This window comes from Streptomyces sp. JL2001 (assembly GCF_050917515.1).
GTDB lineage: Bacteria > Actinomycetota > Actinomycetes > Streptomycetales > Streptomycetaceae > Streptomyces.
In genome coordinates this window covers 4700660-4719005 of sequence record NZ_CP169421.1, presented here as the reverse complement: position 1 = coordinate 4719005, position 18346 = coordinate 4700660, and the positions used below count along the sequence as shown (strand labels likewise).

13 protein-coding genes are annotated in these 18346 nt (G+C 73.4%); 7 read left to right on the top strand and 6 right to left on the bottom strand.

The window, feature by feature from the left end; genetic code table 11:
* Nucleotides 1–106: 106 nt before the first annotated feature.
* Nucleotides 107–631, top strand: a complete 525-nt coding sequence (locus tag ACE1OA_RS21060; RefSeq protein WP_384874831.1) for a metallopeptidase family protein — start codon at nucleotides 107–109, stop codon at nucleotides 629–631.
* A gap of 93 nt (nucleotides 632–724) precedes the next feature.
* Here ACE1OA_RS21060 and ACE1OA_RS21055 read toward each other — a convergent pair whose 3' ends face one another.
* The 3 genes from ACE1OA_RS21055 to ACE1OA_RS21045 form a co-directional block, all read right to left on the bottom strand.
* On the bottom strand, nucleotides 725–2269 hold the full coding sequence (locus tag ACE1OA_RS21055; RefSeq protein WP_432753209.1) for a DUF5719 family protein: 1545 nt from the start codon (nucleotides 2267–2269) through the stop codon (nucleotides 725–727).
* Nucleotides 2266–5928 carry a glycosyltransferase family 2 protein gene (locus ACE1OA_RS21050; protein WP_432753208.1) on the bottom strand — a complete coding sequence of 1221 codons (3663 nt, stop codon included), beginning with the start codon at nucleotides 5926–5928 and terminating at the stop codon, nucleotides 2266–2268. The genes ACE1OA_RS21055 and ACE1OA_RS21050 overlap by 4 nt, the downstream gene beginning before the upstream one ends.
* A 198-nt stretch (nucleotides 5929–6126) precedes the next feature.
* Entirely contained in the window at nucleotides 6127–6390 is a 264-nt protein-coding gene (locus ACE1OA_RS21045) for a WhiB family transcriptional regulator (RefSeq protein WP_015033978.1), read from the bottom strand.
* 667 nt (nucleotides 6391–7057) lie between these two features.
* Here ACE1OA_RS21045 and ACE1OA_RS21040 point away from each other — a divergent pair.
* Genes ACE1OA_RS21040 through ACE1OA_RS21030 form a run of 3 tightly spaced genes read left to right on the top strand, consistent with a single transcriptional unit; the run spans nucleotide 7058 to nucleotide 9919 of the window.
* On the top strand, nucleotides 7058–7567 hold the full coding sequence (locus ACE1OA_RS21040; RefSeq protein WP_147978246.1) for a cysteine dioxygenase: 510 nt from the start codon (nucleotides 7058–7060) through the stop codon (nucleotides 7565–7567).
* A gap of 13 nt (nucleotides 7568–7580) precedes the next feature.
* Nucleotides 7581–8537, top strand: coding sequence for a 2-phospho-L-lactate transferase (cofD, locus tag ACE1OA_RS21035; RefSeq protein ID WP_356780270.1), 957 nt, complete (start codon nucleotides 7581–7583; stop codon nucleotides 8535–8537).
* The gene (locus tag ACE1OA_RS21030) at nucleotides 8534–9919 is read left to right on the top strand and encodes a coenzyme F420-0:L-glutamate ligase (protein WP_384874821.1); all 1386 of its coding nucleotides are present in this window, start codon (nucleotides 8534–8536) and stop codon (nucleotides 9917–9919) included. The genes cofD and ACE1OA_RS21030 overlap by 4 nt, the downstream gene beginning before the upstream one ends.
* 93 nt (nucleotides 9920–10012) lie before the next feature.
* On the opposite strand, the gene ACE1OA_RS21025 is transcribed toward ACE1OA_RS21030, so the two are convergent.
* The 3 genes from ACE1OA_RS21025 to ACE1OA_RS21015 all read right to left on the bottom strand — a co-directional run bounded on the left by ACE1OA_RS21025 (nucleotide 10013) and on the right by ACE1OA_RS21015 (nucleotide 13922).
* A complete protein-coding gene (locus ACE1OA_RS21025; RefSeq protein ID WP_384874818.1) occupies nucleotides 10013–11038 on the bottom strand; it encodes a DNA-3-methyladenine glycosylase family protein in 1026 nt (341 codons plus the stop codon).
* A gap of 195 nt (nucleotides 11039–11233) precedes the next feature.
* On the bottom strand, nucleotides 11234–12316 hold the full coding sequence (locus ACE1OA_RS21020) for a sugar phosphate nucleotidyltransferase (protein WP_384874815.1): 1083 nt from the start codon (nucleotides 12314–12316) through the stop codon (nucleotides 11234–11236).
* A gap of 112 nt (nucleotides 12317–12428) precedes the next feature.
* A complete protein-coding gene (locus ACE1OA_RS21015; RefSeq protein ID WP_384874812.1) occupies nucleotides 12429–13922 on the bottom strand; it encodes an N-acetylmuramoyl-L-alanine amidase in 1494 nt (497 codons plus the stop codon).
* Between the two features lie 137 nt (nucleotides 13923–14059).
* On the opposite strand from ACE1OA_RS21015, the gene ACE1OA_RS21010 reads away from it, so the two are divergent.
* The 3 genes from ACE1OA_RS21010 (at nucleotide 14060) to ACE1OA_RS21000 (ending at nucleotide 18297) form a co-directional block, all read left to right on the top strand.
* Complete coding sequence (locus tag ACE1OA_RS21010) at nucleotides 14060–14812, top strand: TIGR03089 family protein (RefSeq protein WP_386543891.1); 753 nt, start codon at nucleotides 14060–14062, stop codon at nucleotides 14810–14812.
* 214 nt (nucleotides 14813–15026) lie between these two features.
* On the top strand, nucleotides 15027–16247 hold the full coding sequence (locus tag ACE1OA_RS21005; protein ID WP_432753207.1) for an LCP family protein: 1221 nt from the start codon (nucleotides 15027–15029) through the stop codon (nucleotides 16245–16247).
* A gap of 232 nt (nucleotides 16248–16479) precedes the next feature.
* On the top strand, nucleotides 16480–18297 hold the full coding sequence (locus ACE1OA_RS21000; RefSeq protein ID WP_356609409.1) for an LCP family protein: 1818 nt from the start codon (nucleotides 16480–16482) through the stop codon (nucleotides 18295–18297).
* Nucleotides 18298–18346: the final 49 nt, after the last annotated feature.

The window sequence follows — 18346 nt, the reverse complement described above, 5'->3', positions numbered from 1 at the left end:
GGACAGCTCGGGCGGACGGTCCACCGCACGGGACCGCGGGCGGACACGGACGGGGCGGGGTCCTCCACGGTCCGTGAGCACCGAGGAGAGTTACGCTGCGTCAGTGATGGACAGTCCTGTGCCGCCGCGCCCCTCCTCCCGCCCGGCCGAGCCGCAATCGGCGGATTCTCACCCGGGCGAGTCCCGTCCGGCGGAGTCCCGCCCCGCGGACGCGCGCCCGGGGGCGGGCGAACCCCGGGTGCGCCGCCGCGACCGCCACGGCCGCGGGATGCGAGGCCCGGTCGCGCCGCCGCAGGTCCCGTTGTCCACGAGCCGGGCCGACAGCTTCCGGGACCTGGTCCTGGACTCCGTGGAGCGCCTGGAGCGGCGCTGGCCGCAACTGGCGGACGTGGAGTTCCTGGTGCTCGACGTGCCGCCCTCGGTGCCGGGCGAGTCGGTGCCGCTGGGCGGTTCGGCCCCCGCGGCGAAGGACGGGCCCGCCCGGGTCGTCGTCTACCGGCGGCCCGTCGAGATCCGCTCCAAGAGCCGCGACGAGCGGGCGCTGCTGGTCCACGAGGTCGTGGTGGAGCAGGTGGCGGAGCTGCTCGGCCTCTCCCCCGAGTCGGTCGACCCCCGCTACGGGCAGGACTGAGCCCCCGGGCGCCGTCCGGGCGGTGCGGGGCGCCCCGCACCGGGGCCGCCGGCCCCGCACCGGCCCCGCCGCGGCGGGGCCGGGGGCCTCGTGTCAGTCGTCGAGGACGGAGAGGTCCTGCCGCGCCGACGGGACCTCGACCGTGCCCCGGTCGTCCGTCAGCGTCTGGACCGTGAACATCTGGATGCCCTTCTCCGGCAGCGCCAGCGTGCGCGACGCGTGGACCGGCCCGCCGGAGACCGGCTCGACGGTCAGCGCGTAGGTGCCCTTCAGCCCCTCCGGGACCGGGGGCGTGATCGCCGTGGTCGTGCCCGCCTTGACGGTGACGGTCTTCGTGACCGGCGTGCCGCCCTGCGTGCCCGCCGAGGCGGTGACCTTGACGGTGGCATCGGCGCCGGGCGCGGTCAGGGAGAGCGTCGATCCGGCCGAGCGGTTGTCGGCGACGGTGGCGCGGGCGGTGATCGCCGCGGCCGCCGGGATGAAGGCGATCTCCTGCTTGTCGCCCTTGCCGCGGACCACCCGCAGGGCGGCGACGACGGGCGTGGCCTTCTTCGGGTCCGACGGGGTGAGCAGCAGGGAGCCGGCCTCGCCCCGGGTGAGGTCCGGCAGGTCGACGGCGGCGGTCATGCCCGACTTCACGTTCAGGGACTGGGCGCTCGCCGGGACGATCGTGCCGCTCGGGCCGGCCAGCTGGATCTTCAGGTCGGCGTCGTCCTCGCCCGGCGCGTACGCGACCAGGCGCACCGAGGTCGCGTCCTTGGGGATGCCGGGCAGCACGAGGCTGCCGGCCGGGTCGGCGGACGCGGGCAGCCAGTCGCTGCCGGCCTTGTCGTCCGCGACGCCGAGGACGGCGCCGACCCGGCCGGTGCGGGTCGTCACGTGGACGGTGACGTCGGCGGCCGGGGATTCGGCGGTGAGGGTGGACAGGAGGACCGGGACGCTGGAGTGCGCCGGGACGGGGATGCCCTCGGTCAGCTGCGACTTGAGGGCGCCCTGCGGTCCGTGGAGCTCGATGTCGGCGACGGCGGCGGTGTCGTCGGGGTTGGTCAGGTGGACGTAGTCCTGGCGCTCCTTGGCGGTGGAGGCGGCCGGGAACCAGAAGTCCGTGTCGGGGGCGGTGCAGGAGACGCCGAGGAGTCCGCGGGCGCCGCCGGCGGGGACCATCGTGGTCTGCTGGACCGTCCAGCCGGGGGCGAGCGTTCCGGTGGCCTTGCCGGTCAGGGCGGGGGCCGCGCCGCCGTTCGCCTCGGCTCCGACGGGGGTGCCGGGCTGGGTGACGGTGGCCGGGGCCTTGGCGGTCGACGGCTTCTTCGGCGGGGTCTCGCCCGGTGCGGCGGCGGCGAGCGGGGCGGGCGCCAGCTCGGCCTTGACCGCTCCGGCCTTGCCCGTGCCGGTCTTGCCCGCGGCGGTCTTGCCCGCGGTGTCCTTCCCGGCCGGCGTGTAGGAGGTGTAGACGGTCTCGGCCACCTCGGACGTGCTCGGCGCGGGGCACAGCAGGCTGGAGCGCTCCACGGGCAGCCGGGCCGGGGCCTTGGCCCCGGCGGAGGACGATCCGTCCGGCGCGGTCAGGGCGGCGAAGCCGGTGACGGCGGCGAGTGCGGTGGCGACCGCGATCAGGGAGAGGGTGGTGCGCTTCACTGGTTGCTGCTCCCGTCGGGACGCTGCTGGGTCTCGGGGCCCTGGCCGTCGCCGTATCCGTAGGTGTACGGGTCGTACGGCTGCTGCGGGTCGTAGGCCTGGGGCTCGTACGACTGCTGCTGCGCGTACGGGTCGTAGGACTGCGGGTCGTACTGCGGCTGCTGCGGGTCGTACTGCGGCTGCTCGTAGGCCTGCGGGGCGGGCTGGTGCGGATACTGCTGCTGGTACGGGTCGGCCGGGTACTCCTGGTAGTAGCCCTGCTGGGCGTACTCCTGCTGCTGCTGTTGCTGCGCGTACGCGGGGTCGTAGGTGCCGTCCCAGTCCGCGGCCTCGTACGCCTGCTCCGCGGTGGCCTGTGCGGGGACGGGTGCCGGCGACTGGGCCGGCTCCTCGGCGACGTCCTCGGCCGCCTCCGCGGCCGCCTCCGCGGCCGCCCGCAGACGGCGGGCCCGACGGCCGTCGCCCTCCATGGCCTGGGCGGGGATGACGGCCTCCTCCTCCGGGAGGTCGTCGTCGATCTCCCGGCGGCGACCCGGCAGGGCGAGGACGAGCAGGACGACGGCGAGGCCGACCTGCGTCCAGATCCATGCGGTGTGGGTGAGCGGCTCGTCGTAGGTCAGGTCGAGGCGGCCTCCCTCGGCGGGGAGTTCGAAGCCCTGGGCCCAGCCGTCGAGCGTGGTCCGACGCAGCTCCTTGCCGTCGAGGGTGGCGGTCCACCGTTCGTCGGCCCGGTCGGCGATGCGCAGCACGCGTCCGGCGGAACCCGACGGGATCTTGGTGTGAGCCTCGACCGGACCGGCCGCGACGGCGACCGGCCGGGCGGCCTCGTCGCCGGACTTGGCCGCGGGGACGATCGTGGCCCGCGCGACCTCGCGGTCGACGCGCCACAGGGCGCTGCCGTCGAGCTGGCTGAGCCTGCTCAGGCCGGGCGTTGCGTCGAGGACGCGGCCCATCTGGCGGGGCGCGCCGTCCCGTACGAGGACGTACCGGATCGCGAAGCCGCTGAGCTCCTCGGTCTGGTCCGCGCCGGAGCCGGCGACCAGGTGGCCGACGACCTTGTCCAGGAGCGGGTCGCTGCCGGCGGCCTCGGCCAGTTCGGCGTCGCCGAGGCGGCCGCCGGAGCCGCGGACCAGGGTGTAGACGACCTCGCCGGGCGTGCCGCCGAGGACGAGGGTGCGGGGCTGGTCGCGGGTGCCGCTCTCCTCGGCGACGAAGGCCGGGACCTGGATCGGGTCGCGGCGGGTCAGCGGGCCGTCCGCACCGGCGATCATCCAGGTCGCGGCGGCGACGACGGGTCCGACGGCCGCGGCGAGGGCGATGAGCGCGGCGACGGGCTGGCGCCAGCCGAAGCCGTGCGCGGCGACGCGGGTGCGCCCGCCCTCGGCACCGATCATGCCGGCGGTGAGCAGCGCGGCGCCGTAGACCAGGGTGGCCGGGCCGGACCAGCCGGTGCCGCCGGCGCCGTTGGACAGCACGGCGAACAGCAGGCCGGCGAGGGCGGCCGCCCAGGCGACGCGGACGGCGAACTGCCGCTCCTCGCGCAGCAGCCCGGCCAGGGCGGCGAGCACGAAGCCGATGAGGAGGAGGCCGCCGGTGGTGCCCGGGCCGCCGGGGCTGGTGCCCAGCAGGTCGAGGGCGGAGGCGGTGCCCGTCCGGATGTCGAGCCCGGCCTCGCGCAGGAAGGCGGAGGGCCCGGTCAGCAGGCTCAGTGACCAGGGGGCGAGGACGAGGAGCGGGGTGCCGAGGGCGGCCAGGAAGCGCAGGGCGTACGCGGTGATGTCACCGCGGCGCAGGACGAGGACCGCGATGCCGAGGACGAGGGCGAGCGGCCAGACGATCGGGGTGAACGCCATCGCGAAGGTGAGCAGGAAGGTGTAGGCCCAGGTGGCGCGCCAGCTGCCGCGCTCCTCGCCGCGCAGTCCGTGGGCCGCGACGGCCGCGCGCGCGATGAGCGGGAGCAGGATCGCGAGGACGGCGGTGCCGAGGCGGCCGGTGGCGAGCGCTCCGGTCACGGCGGGCAGGAAGGCGTACGCGATGGCGCCCCACGCGCGCAGCAGCCGGGACTCGACGACGCCGCGGGCGGCGAAGTAGGCGGTGAAGCCGGCCAGCGGGACCGAGCAGACGAGCAGCAGGGTCAGCGCGAAGGAGGTGGAGCCGAGGAACAGCGCGGACAGCGCGGCCAGGACGCCGAGGTAGGGCGGTGCGGTCGGGGTGCCGCCGGTGCCGATGGCGTGCCAGGCGTCGGAGTAGCGGGCCCAGAGGCCGGAGACGGAGTCGGGGGCGGGCAGCAGGGTGCCGCCGGCGAGCGAACCGCCGCCGTACAGGCCGCGGCAGGCGACCACGGAGACCAGCAGGAGCAGCAGGAAGAGGACGGGGCCGGGCTTGCCGGCGATCTTCTTCAGCCGGGCGAACTGCTCGACCTCCAGGAAGTCGGCGTCGTCGCCGCCGGGCCCGGACTCGACGGCGCCGTGACGGGAGCCGCCGGAGTCGGCGTCGGAACCGCCGAAGTGGGAGACGACCTGCTCGGCGGCGGCGCGCACGGTGGCGCCGGGCGGCGGGAAGAGCGGGCGCAGTTCGTCCGGGGCGACGGCGGGGTTCTTGCGCCGTCGGCGGGCGGCGAGGATCCGCTCGGGGCGCAGCAGGGTGCCGAAGAGGCCCATGACCTCGTCGACGGCCTGGCCGGGCACCTTGCCGACGAGGTAGGTCAGGGTGCGCAGGAGGGTGCCGACGACCAGCCGGAGCAGGACGTAGGGCAGGGCCGCGCCGCGGGTGTTGGCGAGGAGCGTGTAGACGGCGCCGGCCTTGTCGACGCGGTGCGGGTTGGCGACCGAGCGGCCGGCGCAGTCGACGGTGCGGCGCTCGCGGGCGGACGCCTCGGCGTGCCGCAGGACGGCGTCGGGGGCGACGAGGACGCGGTGGCCGGCGGCGTGGGCGCGCCAGCACAGGTCGACGTCGTCGCGCATCAGGGGCAGGCGCCGGTCGAAGCCGCCGAGGTCCTCGAAGACGTCGCGGCGCACGAGCATGCCCGCGCTCGACACGGACAGGACGGAGCGGACCTGGTCGTGCTGGCCCTGGTCCTGTTCGCGGCGGTCGAGGCCGGTCCAGCGGCGGCCGCTGCGGGCGATGGAGACACCGGCTTCGAGCAGCTGCCGGCGGTCGTACCAGCCGCGCAGCTTCGGTCCGACGACGGCGGCGTAGGCGTCCGAATCGGCGACGCGCAGGAGTTCGGCGAGGGCGTCCGGCTCGGGGGAGCAGTCGTCGTGGAGCAGCCAGAGCCACTGCACGGGTTCGCCGTGCGGGAGTTCGGGCATGTCGTAGGCGTCGTCGCGCCACGTCCTGCTGACCGGGTCCCAGCCGCTGGGGCGCTTGAGGTAGGGGAGTTCCTCGGGTCCGAGCACCGGCGCGGTGCGCGCGGCCTCCTCGACGGCGGCGCCGAAGCCGGTGCGGCGGGCGAGGTGCAGCACGCGGTCGGCGCCGATGGCGTCGGCGACGAGCTGCGCGGAGTCGTCGGCGCTGCCGGTGTCGGCGGCGACGACGTTCTGCACGGGGCGTTCCTGCGCGAGCAGCCCGGCGAGGGCGTCCGGCAGCCAGCGAGCGCCGTCGTGGGAGACGAGCACGGCGGTGACGACGTGTCGCGGGAACTCAGGAGTTGAGGACATCGAGGTACGGGCCCTCCGGCCGGGGGGGGTCGCCCGCAGGGGGGCGTGGGTGCGTCTCGGACGGGGCCCCACACTAACGGCTGTCATGAAAACGGTCCGCCGCCTGTGGACAGAGCACAGGGGGCGGACCGTTCGTTGTGTACGGGTGTGCGCGGATTGCCGCGCGGTACGGCCGGGTGAGCGGCGAGGGCGGCCGGCTCAGACCGCGGCCTTCTTGAGGCGGCGGCGTTCGCGCTCGGACAGGCCGCCCCAGATGCCGAACCGCTCGTCGTTCTGCAGGGCGTATTCGAGGCACTCGGAGCGGACCTCGCAGGCGAGGCAGACCTTCTTGGCCTCGCGGGTCGAGCCGCCCTTCTCGGGGAAGAAGGACTCGGGGTCGGTCTGGGCGCACAGCGCGCGCTCCTGCCAGCCGAGTTCCTCGTCCGCGTCCTCGACCAGCAGTTCCTGGAACAACTCGGTCATGTGCGCCCCTCGTCCGTCTTCGCGTCCCCGTGATGTGGCCGTCCTCGATCCCGGCCGAACGACACGAGTGAAATTACAAGTTTGTGCTCTGTGCGAGTCAAGCCGGAATCTGCTATTGGGCCCGGTATTCACTCTGCGGAACCAAGGCTATGCGGAAAGTGTTCAAATCACCAAAAACCTGACACATGCCACTGGCCTGGCCGCACCGCTCGCCTTCCCTGAGGAGGACGTCCGATGCGTTGATCTTGTTGCCCTCTCGCCGCGGAAGCGATCGAGATCACAGTCTGATCACAGGACCCCCACCACGTTTAAGGCGCGGATGCTGCGCCATGTCTCCCGCCTCACGGCTGCACAAACCTTTCTCCGGACGCTGCAACCGGATGAGGTGAAACATTGCGCCCAAATCGGTCATTGGGTTGACAGTCGGGACTCTCTCCCGCCACCTTTGATGCCATGCCAGCGACCTCAGCGCCCTTCGCGACCCACACCGGTGGGTTCCGCAGCGCTGTCCAGGCGCGCTGTTGCTGTTGTTGTTCCAGCTGTTGATGCCGTCAGCGCTCCAGCTCCCACGCGGTCCATCCCTTCCACGCTCTCCGCGTGCCCCGCGAATCACCTGCGACACCCCCCGCACCTGCACTCCTGCTTCTGCCGAGGAACCACCGCACCCATGAACAGCGACAGCGACCTTCAGATCGCCGGCGACATCCTCGAGGTCCAGCACCTCCTGCAGCCCGCTCGTGAGCACCCCACGACCGTGGCCGAGTTCGCCGGTCTCGCCCGCGCCATCGCCGCCGACCGCGCGCAGTGGGCCCCCCACGTCGAGTACGACGCCACCACCCGCTGGTACCACCGGCTGCGCACCGGACCCGGCTACGAGGTCTGGCTGCTCTCCTGGGTGCCCGGCCAGGGCAGCGGACTGCACGACCACGGCGCCTCGTCCGGCGTACTGACCGTCCTGCAGGGCGAGCTGACGGAGCGTACGGACCGGGGTGTGCGGACGCTCTCCGGAGGCGCGCAGCGCGTCTTCGCGCCGGGGTACGTCCACGAGGTCGTCAACGACTCGCTGGAGCCGGCGATCAGCCTCCACGTGTACTACCCGGGCCTCACCGAGATGCCCATGCACGAGTCGCGCCGGGCGCAGTGCGCCCCGGCGGCGCTGGACGGCGTGCCCGCCTGACAGACTGCTGTGCATGCGCATTGTGGTTCTGGCAGGTGGCATCGGCGGTGCACGCTTCCTTCGCGGTCTCAAGCAGGCCGCGCCGGACGCGGAGATCACGGTCATCGGCAACACCGGTGACGACATCCATCTCTTCGGACTCAAGGTCTGTCCCGACCTCGACACCGTGATGTACACGCTCGGCGGCGGCATCGACGAGGAGCAGGGCTGGGGCCGCGAGGGCGAGTCCTTCACGGTGAAGCAGGAGCTCGCGGAGTACGGGGTGGGACCCGAGTGGTTCGGCCTCGGCGACCGGGACTTCGCGACGCACATCGTGCGCACCCAGATGCTGGGCGCCGGCTATCCGCTGAGCGCGGTCACCGAGGCGCTGTGCGCCCGCTGGCAGCCGGGCGTGCGGCTGCTCCCGATGTCGGACGACCGGATCGAGACGCACGTCGCCGTCGACGTGGACGGCGAGCGCCGGGCGGTGCACTTCCAGGAGTACTGGGTGAAGCTGCGCGCCTCCGTCGAGGCGCACGCGGTGGTGCCGGTCGGCGCCGAGGCCGCGAAGCCGGCCCCGGGCGTCCTGGAGGCGATCGCCGAGGCGGACGTCGTCCTGTTCCCGCCGTCCAACCCCGTCGTGTCGGTCGGCACGATCCTGGCCGTGCCGGGCATCCGCGAGGCGATCGCCGAGGCGGACGTGCCGGTGGTGGGCCTCTCCCCCATCGTCGGCGACGCGCCGGTGCGGGGCATGGCCGACAAGGTGCTGGCGGCGGTCGGCGTGGAGGCCACGGCCTCGGCCGTGGCACGGCACTACGGTTCGGGGCTGCTGGACGGCTGGCTGGTCGACACCGTCGACGAGGGCGCGGTCGCGGACGTCGAGGCGGCGGGCATCCGCTGCCGGGCGGTGCCGCTGATGATGACGGACGTGGACGCGACCGCCGCGATGGCACGCGAGGCGCTCGCGCTGGCGGCGGAGGTCCGGGGATGACCGGTCCCACGGACGGCTCGCCGGAGGGTACGGCCGCCACGGGCCCGGCAGACCCCGTCACGGGCCCCGGCCAGGTGCCGGCGGCCGGTGACGCGTACCAGGTCCGGGCCCTCGCCGGGCTGCCCGAGATACGGCCCGGAGACGATCTCGCCGAGCTGATCGCCGCGGCCGCGCCGGGCCTCGAGGACGGCGACATCCTGCTCGTCACCTCCAAGATCGTGAGCAAGGCCGAGGGCAGGGTGGTCGCCGCCGACGACCGCGAGACGGCGATCGACGCCGAGACCGTGCGGGTGGTCGCCCGCCGCGGCACGCTGCGGATCGTGGAGAACCGGCAGGGCCTGGTGATGGCCGCGGCCGGAGTGGACGCCTCCAACACCCCGGCCGGAACGGTCCTCCTGCTGCCCGAGGACCCGGACGCCTCGGCCCGCGGGCTGCGTGACGGACTGCGCGACGCGCTCGGCGTCGACGTCGGGGTCGTCGTCACGGACACCTTCGGCCGCCCCTGGCGCACCGGTCTGACGGACGTCGCGATCGGCGCGGCCGGGGTGCGGGTCCTCGACGACCTGCGCGGCGGCACCGACGCGCACGGCAACCCGCTCAGCGCGACGATCGTCGCCGTCGCCGACGAGCTCGCCGCGGCGGGCGACCTGGTGAAGGGCAAGGCCTCCGGTCTGCCGGTCGCGGTCGTCCGCGGGCTCGGCCACCTCGTGGACCCGTCGGGCAAGGAGGGCGCGCGGTCGCTGGTCCGGGACTCCGTCGACGACATGTTCCGGCTGGGCACCTCGGAGGCCGTGCGCGAGGCGGTGACCCTGCGGCGCACCGTCCGCGAGTTCACCGACGAGCCGGTGGACCCGGGCGCGGTACGGCGTGCCGTCGCCGCGGCCGTCACGGCACCGGCCCCGCACCACACCACGCCCTGGCGCTTCGTGCTGCTGGAGTCGGCCGGGGCCCGCACGCGGCTGCTCGACGCGATGCGGGACGCGTGGATCGCGGACCTGCGGCGGGACGGCAGGTCGGAGGAGTCGATCGCCCGGCGCGTGCGCCGCGGCGACGTGCTGCGCAACGCGCCGTACCTGGCGGTGCCGTGCCTGGTCATGGACGGTTCGCACCACTACGGCGACGCGCGCCGGGACGCGGCCGAGCGCGAGATGTTCGTGGTCGCGGCGGGCGCGGGCGTGCAGAACTTCCTGGTGGCGCTCGCCGGTGAGCGGCTCGGTTCGGCGTGGGTGTCCTCGACGATGTTCTGCCGTGAGGTCGTGCGGGAGGTCCTCGAACTGCCGGCGGACTGGGACCCGATGGGCGCGGTGGCGATCGGCCATGCCGCGGCGCCGCCGAAGGAGCGGCCCGCGCGGGAGACGGCTCGCTTCGTCGAGGTGCGTTGAGGGGCGCTGGGGCGCTGGGGCGCGGCCGGGCGTCCGCGGCCGGGCCGGTCGGCCCGGCCTCGTCGTTCTTCGGGCCGGCCGGGCGGCCGCCGGTCAGAGCGCCGCGATGTCGCCCGGGGTCATCCGGGGCGCGCGGCGCGGCGGGGTCCGGCCGCTGAGCAGGACGAGCCGGGCCGCTCGGTGGCGCTGCCCCGCGTAGGGGGCCAGGAGTTCCAGCATGGCCGCGTCGTCGGCGGTGCGGTCGCCGGCCAGGGCGTAGCCCACGATGCCGGGCAGGTGGTAGTCGCCGACGGTGACGGCGTCGGGTGCCCCGTTGCTCCGCTGGATCGTCTCGGCCGAGGTCCACGGGCCGATGCCGGGGATCAACTCCAGTCTCCGCTGGGCCTGTTCGGGCTCCATCCGGGCGGCCTCCTCCATGCGGCGGGCCACCTTCGCGGCACGCAGCACCGTGGCGGCGCGCTTGTCGTCGACACCGGCGCGGTGCCATTCCCAGGAGGGGATCAGGGACCAGGTGCGGGCGTCGGGCATGACGTGGAGCTGCGGCGCCCCGGGGCCGGGCGCGGGTTCGCCGTAGGAGCGGACGAGGAGGCGCCAGGCGCGGTAGGCCTCGTTCGTCGTGACCTTCTGCTCCAGGATCGACGGGATCAGCGACTCCATCACCAGGCCCGTGCGGGTCAGCCGGAGGCCGGGGCGGCGGCGGTGGGTGGCGGCGAGGAGCCGGTGGCGCGGGGTGAAGGCGGCGGGCTCGTCCTCGGCGCCGAGCAGCTGCGGCAGGCCGTCGAGGAGCCAGTCCGCGCCGGGTCCCCACGCCTCGGCTTCCACGACCCCTTCGCCGCGGTTGAGGGCGACACGCAGCGTGCCGGGGCCGACGGGCGTCCGGGTGGCCCGCCAGAAGGAGCCGTCGGGGGTCGCCCGGAAGGTCGGGTCGGCGGGACCCCGGCGCAGGGGGCCGAGGACGAGGCCGAGGTCCGTGGGGGCGGCCGGTGTCCACCGGCGCGTGGTGCCGGCCGAGGAGCCGGCGGCGGAGGTGGCACCGCCCGCGGGGCGGGCGGCGGGGACGCCGACGTGACCTCCGCGCACGGTGGTGCGGGTGGTACGGGGAGCGAAGCGGCCGGCCATGGCTACGAGCCTAACGGGGCGGGTGCGGCCCTGTCGGGTGGGCGGCGAGGTCGCGGCCGCGCGGTTCCGGTCCGTGCGGGGGCGGCCGCTCCGGTGGGGGTCCGCGGCGGTCCGAGGGTCCGCGGCACCGACGGGGGCCACCGTCACCGGGAGTGCCGGCGCCGGTGGCCCCTGTGGGTGACCGTGACGTGGTCTCTACTGGTCCGAGGAGAAGCGGACCGCTCCGGCCGGCAGCTGTGCGTTGCACCACACGCGGACGCCGTCGCGCAGTTCGTTGTCCGCGCCGATGTGCGCGCCGTCGCCGATGACGGCGCCCGTCAGGACCGCACGGGCTCCGATGCGTGCGCCGGCGCCGATCAGGGAGTCGGTGATCACCGCTCCCGGCTCGACCACGGCGCCCGCCAGGACGGTGGAGCCCGTGATGCGGGCGCCCTGGCCGATCACCGCGTCCGCTCCGACGACCGTGCCGCCGGACAGCTTGGCGTCGGCGGCCACCCGGGCCGACGGGAGCGTCAGGCTGTCGCCGCAGCGGCCCGGGACCGCCGGCGAGGGGGCGCGGCCGAGGACCAGGTCGGCCGAGCCGCGGACGAAGGCCTGCGGGGTACCGAGGTCGAGCCAGTAGGTGGAGTCGACCATGCCCTGCAGATGCGCGCCCGTGGCCAGCAGTTCGGGGAAGGTCTCGCGCTCCACGGAGACCGGCCGGCCGGCCGGGATCGTGTCGATGACCGAGCGGCGGAAGACGTACGCCCCCGCGTTGATCTGGTCGGTCACGATCTCCTCGGGCGTCTGCGGCTTCTCCAGGAAGGCGGTGACGCGGCCGGTCGCGTCCGTCGGCACCAGGCCGAAGGCGCGCGGGTCGTCGACCCGGGTGAGGTGGAGCGAGACGTCCGCGCCCGAGGACTCGTGCGTGGCGACCAGCGCCCCGATGTCCAGGCCGGTCAGGATGTCGCCGTTGAAGATCAGGACCGGGTCGTCCGGGCCGGAGTGCAACCGCTCGGCGACGTTGCGGATCGCGCCGCCGGTACCGAGGGGCTCCTCCTCGGTGACGTACTCCAGGCTCAGCCCCATCGACGAGCCGTCCCCGAAGTGCGGCTCGAAGACCTCGGCAAGGTACGAGGTGGCGAGGACGATGTGCTCGACCCCGGCCGCCCGGGCCCGCGCCAGCTGGTGGGTCAGGAAGGGGACGCCTGCCGCCGGAACCATGGGCTTGGGCGTGTTGACCGTCAGGGGCCGCAGGCGCGTGCCCTTGCCACCGACCAGGAGAATCGCTTCTGTCACCTGTCGTCTCTGCTTCCTGTGCGGGGCCGGTTCCTGTTTTCGGGGCCGGTCATATCGCGCGTCCGTGCGATATGACCGGTCAGTTTATGCAGACGCTCAGGCGCCCGGTTCCTCAGCGTCGTCCCTGGTACTTCGCGGAGGTGGTCCGGGCGGTGCCGAGCTTGCTGTAGAGGCGCTTGCCGGGGCACTCCGTGGCGAACCCGTCACGGTGACCGGAGATGGTGTTGAACTTGACCTTCTTGCCCTTCTTGTAGCGGTTTCCACCACCGGAGACGAGATACGTCGTGCCCTTCGGATTCACTCCGTAGAGCCCCAGCTTCCACGCCGTCAGACGCGCGACGGCGTTCACCGCGGCGGCCGGCGGGGAGGCCGAACCGTAGGTGCCGAGGACGGCGATGCCCATGCTGTTGGTGTTGAAGCCGCGGGTGTGGGCGCCGAGGACGGCCTTGGCCACGCCTCCCGCGCGGCCCTCGTAGATGTTTCCGCACTTGTCGACGGCGAAGTTGTAGCCGAAGTCACGCCAGCCGCTGCTCTTCACGTGGTAGCGGTAGATGCTGCGCAGGATGGACGGCGCCTGCTTGCAGGTGTAGCGGTTGCCGGTGACGGTGTGGTGGACGAAGGCCGCCTTGACCGACTTGGTGTAGACGAAACCCCGCTCCCGCAGCTTCTCGTCGGCTCCCCATCCCTTGCGGGTGATGATCTTCGGCCGGGGCCCGATGTACGGCTTCGCCGCCGCGGCGGCCAGGGTGGCCTCCGTCCGGGCCCGCGACAGGGCCGGGATCTCGGTCGCCCCGGTCGGGGCGAGCCCGGTGTCCGCCGGGGAGCCGGCCGCCTCCGCGGCGGCGGACGACCGGGTCGCCGCACCCGCACGGTCCTGCGGGGCGCCCGGCTCCGGCCCGGGGTCCACGAGTTCGAGACGCATCCCGGCCGGGAGTCCCGAGTCCTCGGCGGCCCGGCCCGCCGGCTGCTCCTCGCCGTCGGGGTGTTCGTACGCCTCCGGCCGCTCCTCGCCGTCCGGGTACCCGTAGGTCTCCGGGTACCCGTACGTCTCCGGGTACCCATACGTCTCCTGGTCCTCGTACGTCTCCGGGTGCGCGTCGGCGTCCGGCCACCCGGGCAGCTCCGGCCGGACCCGGATCTCGACCCCGTCGGAGTCGCCGACCCACAGCGGCGCGGTGGATCCGCGGACCGCGCCGGACGCGCCCTCCGCGGTGCCGGGGTCGGCCCCGTGCTCCTCGTTGTGGGTGCCGACGGCCTGCCAGTCGGACCACAGGCCCGTTCCGGTGGCCCGGGTGCGGACCTCGACGGTGCCGTGCAGCTCCCGCCGCGCGTCGTCCCAGACCACGCCCACGAGGGAGAAGGGCCTGACGTCCCGTCGGGTCAGCCCCTGGGCCGCACCGGCGGCGGCGCCGCCCAGCGCTCGTTCACCTCCCCCGAGCGGTCCGAGCGGGAGGGACTGGGTGGAACCGGCGAGCTCCGGTTCCGCTCCCGTACTCGCCGCGGGCGGGCCGAGCGACTGGGACGCGGCCGGGGTGGCGAGGGTCAGGGGCAGGGCGAGCACCGCCGCGCAGGTGACGGCGATCGAGGAAGAGAGGTAGGCACGCATGTGGCGATCGTCCGCAGCCGCGCGCCGTTTCGCATGGCGGGAGGGCGCACGGAAACTGACGGTCCGTCGGGCCGACCGGAGGACGGCGTCACCGGTACGGCGGTCTCCCGCGGTATCGCCCGCGTACGCTTGCCCGCGTGAACGCCAGCGACCGCACCCCCGCCGACCTGCTGCGATCCGCGCTCGCCGCGGACCCCGCCCGCCCCTTGGTCACCTTCTACGACGACGCCACCGGTGAGCGCGTGGAATTGTCCGTCGCCACCTTCGCCAATTGGGTGGCCAAGACCGCGAATCTGCTCCAGGGCGAGATGTCCGCCTCGCCCGGCGACCGGCTCGCGCTGCTGCTGCCCGCGCACTGGCAGACAGCGGTGTGGCTGCTCGCCTGTTCGTCCGTCGGCGTGACCGCCGAGCTGGGCGGCGACCCGGCGGACGCGGACTACGTCGTCGCCGGCCCCGACTCCCTGGAAGCGGGCCTGGCCTGCTCGGGAGACCGGATCGCGCTCTCCCTCGCACCGCTGGGCCGCCGCTTCCCGGCGCCGCCCGCGGGATACGCGGACTACGCGGTCGAGGTGCCGAGCCAGGGAGACCGGTTCGCCCCGTTCGTCCCCGTCGACGCGGACGCTCCGGCCCTCCTGGTCGACGGTACGGAACTGACGGGCACCCAGCTCGTCGACCGGGCGCGCGCGGAGGCCGGGACGCTCGGCCTCGCACCCGGCGCGCGCCTGCTCTCGGGACGTTCGTACGACACGTGGGACGGCGTCTGCGCCGGGCTCTACGCGCCGTTGGCGGCCGGCGCGTCCGTCGTGCTCTGCCGGAACCTCGGCATGCTGGCACCCGAGGCCCTCGACAAGCGGGTGGAGAGCGAGCGCGTCACCGCGACCGTGGTGTGACGGCGACCGTGGCGTGACGGCGACCGTGGCGTGACGGCCCGGGGGACCACTCGTACGGCGCAGCGACCCGCCGAGTCCCCGGGTCCGCGCGCCTCCTCCGGTACATGATCGGCGGTAGGAATCGCCCTCCGCACAACCAAGCGTCCGGTTCGACCGTCTACCACTGCGACCGGCGGCCGGCGCGCCGCCGACGCCATGAAGGATGGACCCAGACGTGACGGACAGTGCTGGCACGCCCCCCGCACCGGACGACCCGGCCGAGGACGGGACGCCCGGCACCGAAGGTGGCACCGGCACCGGGACCCCCGAGGACGCTCCGCGCGGCAAGCGGCACTGGCTGCGCTGGACGGCGCTCGGGGTCGCGGTGGCCGTCCTCGCCGCCGCCGGTGTCGGCTGGTGGTTCTACCGCAAGCTGGACAACAACATCACCACCGACACCACGGCCGCGGACGAGCTGCTCCGGTACGAGAAGGAGCGCCCGGCCCACGCCGCCGGCTCGGCGCAGAACATCCTGCTCATCGGTTCCGACACCCGGGCGGGCGCCGGCAACACCAAGTACGGGCAGGACAAGGGCACCCAGCGGTCCGACACCGTGATCCTGCTGCACATCGCGGCGGGGCGCTCCAGCGTCACCGCCGTCTCCATCCCGCGGGACCTGATGGTGCAGCTGCCCAGCTGCCGGAAGCCGGACGGCAGCCGGACGCGGGAGCAGTTCGCGCAGTTCAACTGGTCGTACCAGTTCGGCGGCACGGCGTGCACGATCCGCACCGTCGAGCGGATGACCAAGATCCGGATCGATCACCACATGGTGATCGACTTCCGGGGCTTCAAGAAGATGGTGGACGCGGTCGACGGGGTGAGGATCTGCCTCAAGGAGCCGATCGACGACGAGGACGCCCACCTGAAGCTGCCGGCCGGGCAGCACACGCTCAACGGGGAACAGGCGCTGGGCTACGTGCGGGCCCGCAAGTCCCTCGGCAACGGCAGCGACACCGAGCGCATGGACCGCCAGCAGCAGTTCCTGGGGGCACTGGTCAGCAAGGTGCAGAGCAACGGCGTCCTGCTGAACCCGGCCCGGCTCTACCCGGTGCTGGACGCGGCGACCAGGTCGATCACGACGGACCCGGGGCTGGACTCGCTGCGGGACCTGTACGACCTGGCGCGCACGATGCGGAGCGTGCCGACGGAGAAGGTGCAGTTCCTGACGGTGCCGCGACGGCCGTACGCATACAACGCGAACCGGGACGAACTCGTACAGCCTGCGGCAAGTCAACTCTTCAAGCGGCTGAGGGAGGACAAGCCGGTGGCGGTGACCTCGGGGAGCGAGAGGCGGGCCGCTCCCCCGCGTGCGGGCACCACCGCCCAGACGCCCGCCCCGACGCCCGCGCCGACGTACTCGGGGCGGAACGCGGCGGAGCGCGTGTGCTCCTCGTGAGGGGTGAGTAAAGCGCAATCCAAGGGGAGGGTGATGACGTATGAGGTTTGGGCAAATTGCCCGGTTGTAAGGGGCGTGGAATTTGTCACTGGCGTCGCCCTGCGCTGAACTGGGCGGATAGTGTGACGCGACCCGGTGCGCCGACCCAGTCGTCGCGCACTCAACGGATCGAACGACCGAGCGCCGACGGGGAAGGCGCCTCGCGTGGCACCGACGGAGGATTCAAGTAACCGTGGACGCGCACAGCCGTGGACGGGCGGACGAGATCGACCCCGCCGACCAGTGGGTACTCAACCCGCAGACCGGTAACTACGAACTGCGACTGAACCACTCCGCTGGGCAGTCGGCACCCCAGTCCCGGTCGCACGGTGCCACCCCTCCGGGTCCGAGAACTCCCGGCCGGGGACGGCCCGCGGAGCCCGGCCGCACTCCCGCGCAGGGACGTGGCGCCGAGCCGGGCCGGACCGGCGAGCGGGGCAGGACCGCCACGGATGCGCCCGTACCGGGGCAGCGGCGTCGTCGCGCCGCGGAGCCGGCCGGCGGTCAGCCGTCGCCGGGCCGTCGCCGGGGCAAGTCCGCCCGGTCCAAGGCGGGCAGGAAGAAGAAGGTGCTGCTGTGGACCGGCGGCACCATGGCCGTCGTCCTGGTGGCCGGCGCCACGGCCGCGTACGCGCTGTACAACCACTTCGACGGCAACCTCAAGACGATCGACGTCGGTGACGCCGCCGGCGACTCGTCGATGGACGGGCCGCTCAACATCCTGATCATCGGCAACGACGTCCGCACCGGCGAGGGCAACGAGAGCTACGGAAACAGGGACAACGTCACCGGCCACGCCGACACGACGCTCCTCTTCCACGTCTCGGAGGACCGCACCAACGCGACGGCCGTGAGCATCCCCCGGGACATGAAGATCAACATTCCGGACTGCCCCACGAAGCAGCCGGACGGTTCGACCAAGGTCATCCCCGGCTCGACGGCGAAGACGCGCTTCAACGAGTCCTTCGGCGTGAACGGCCGGGACCCGGGCTGCACGATGCGCACCGTCAAGAAGCTCACGGGCGGCGTGGAGATCAACCACTTCATGATGGTGAACTTCAACGCCGTCAAGACGCTGTCGACCGCCGTCGGCGGTGTGAAGGTCTGCCTGAACAAGCCCATCAACGACAAGTCCTACTCCAAGCTCAACCTGCCCAAGGGCGAGCACCGGATCCAGGGCGAGCAGGCGCTGGCGTTCCTCCGCAACCGGCACGGTCTCGGCAACGAGAGCGACCTGGACCGGATCAAGATGCAGCAGCAGTTCCTCGCGTCCATGATCCGGCAGCTGAAGGAGGACACGCTCGACAGTCCGACCAAGCTGTACACGGTCGCCGACGCGGCGACCAAGGCGCTCACCGTGGACCAGGGGATAGGCAGCGCCATCAAGCTGACCAGCCTGGCCAAGGAGCTCGGCAAGATCGACCTGAAGAACATCAGCTTCATGACGGTGCCGGTCAAGGACAACCCCGACGAGCCGCCGAACAGGCGGGCCACCGTCGTGCCCGACCCGGACAAGGCTCCGCAGGTGTTCGACATGATCAAGAACGACATCTCGTTCACCGAGGTCAAGAAGAAGCAGCAGGACACGAAGAACGCCCAGGCGCAGGCCGAGGCGAAGCTGCTCCAGGGTCCGCGCGCCAAGGCCGCCGACGTCCGTGTCGACGTCTTCAACGGCAGTGGCATTCAGGGCGCGGCGCAGAAGACGATCGAATGGCTCCAGAACGACCAGGGCGTCATCAGGTCCACGAACAAGGCCAACGCCCCCGAGAAGGCGGCCAAGACGACGCTCACCTACGCACCGAACCAGGCCGACCAGGCGCGGAAGCTCGCCGACATGATGGGCCTGCCCGCCACGGCGCTGAAGCCGGGCACCGTGGACGCAGGGGAGCGTGAGCCGATGTCGCTGGTTCTCGGAGCCGATTTCAAGGGCGCGGGGGTGCCCATCACCGGTCCGGCAAAGGCGCCGGACGTCGACAAGGTGGAAGCCGACAAGACGGTGTGCGCCCAGTGACCCGGAAACTCCGGGCCGTGGCACACGCCTGAGACGAGGGGGACCAGGG

Bases quoted from the DNA above. Each gene is read 5' to 3' on its own strand.
- ACE1OA_RS21050 (WP_432753208.1), bottom strand. From the start codon at position 5,928: ATGTCCTCAACTCCTGAGTTCCCGCGACACGTCGTCACCGCCGTGCTC.
- ACE1OA_RS21040 (WP_147978246.1), top strand. From the start codon at position 7,058: ATGAACAGCGACAGCGACCTTCAGATCGCCGGCGACATCCTCGAGGTC.
- cofD (WP_356780270.1), top strand. From the start codon at position 7,581: ATGCGCATTGTGGTTCTGGCAGGTGGCATCGGCGGTGCACGCTTCCTT.
- ACE1OA_RS21030 (WP_384874821.1), top strand. From the start codon at position 8,534: ATGACCGGTCCCACGGACGGCTCGCCGGAGGGTACGGCCGCCACGGGC.
- ACE1OA_RS21015 (WP_384874812.1), bottom strand. From the start codon at position 13,922: ATGCGTGCCTACCTCTCTTCCTCGATCGCCGTCACCTGCGCGGCGGTG.
- ACE1OA_RS21060 (WP_384874831.1), top strand. From the start codon at position 107: ATGGACAGTCCTGTGCCGCCGCGCCCCTCCTCCCGCCCGGCCGAGCCG.
- ACE1OA_RS21025 (WP_384874818.1), bottom strand. From the start codon at position 11,038: ATGGCCGGCCGCTTCGCTCCCCGTACCACCCGCACCACCGTGCGCGGA.
- ACE1OA_RS21045 (WP_015033978.1), bottom strand. From the start codon at position 6,390: ATGACCGAGTTGTTCCAGGAACTGCTGGTCGAGGACGCGGACGAGGAA.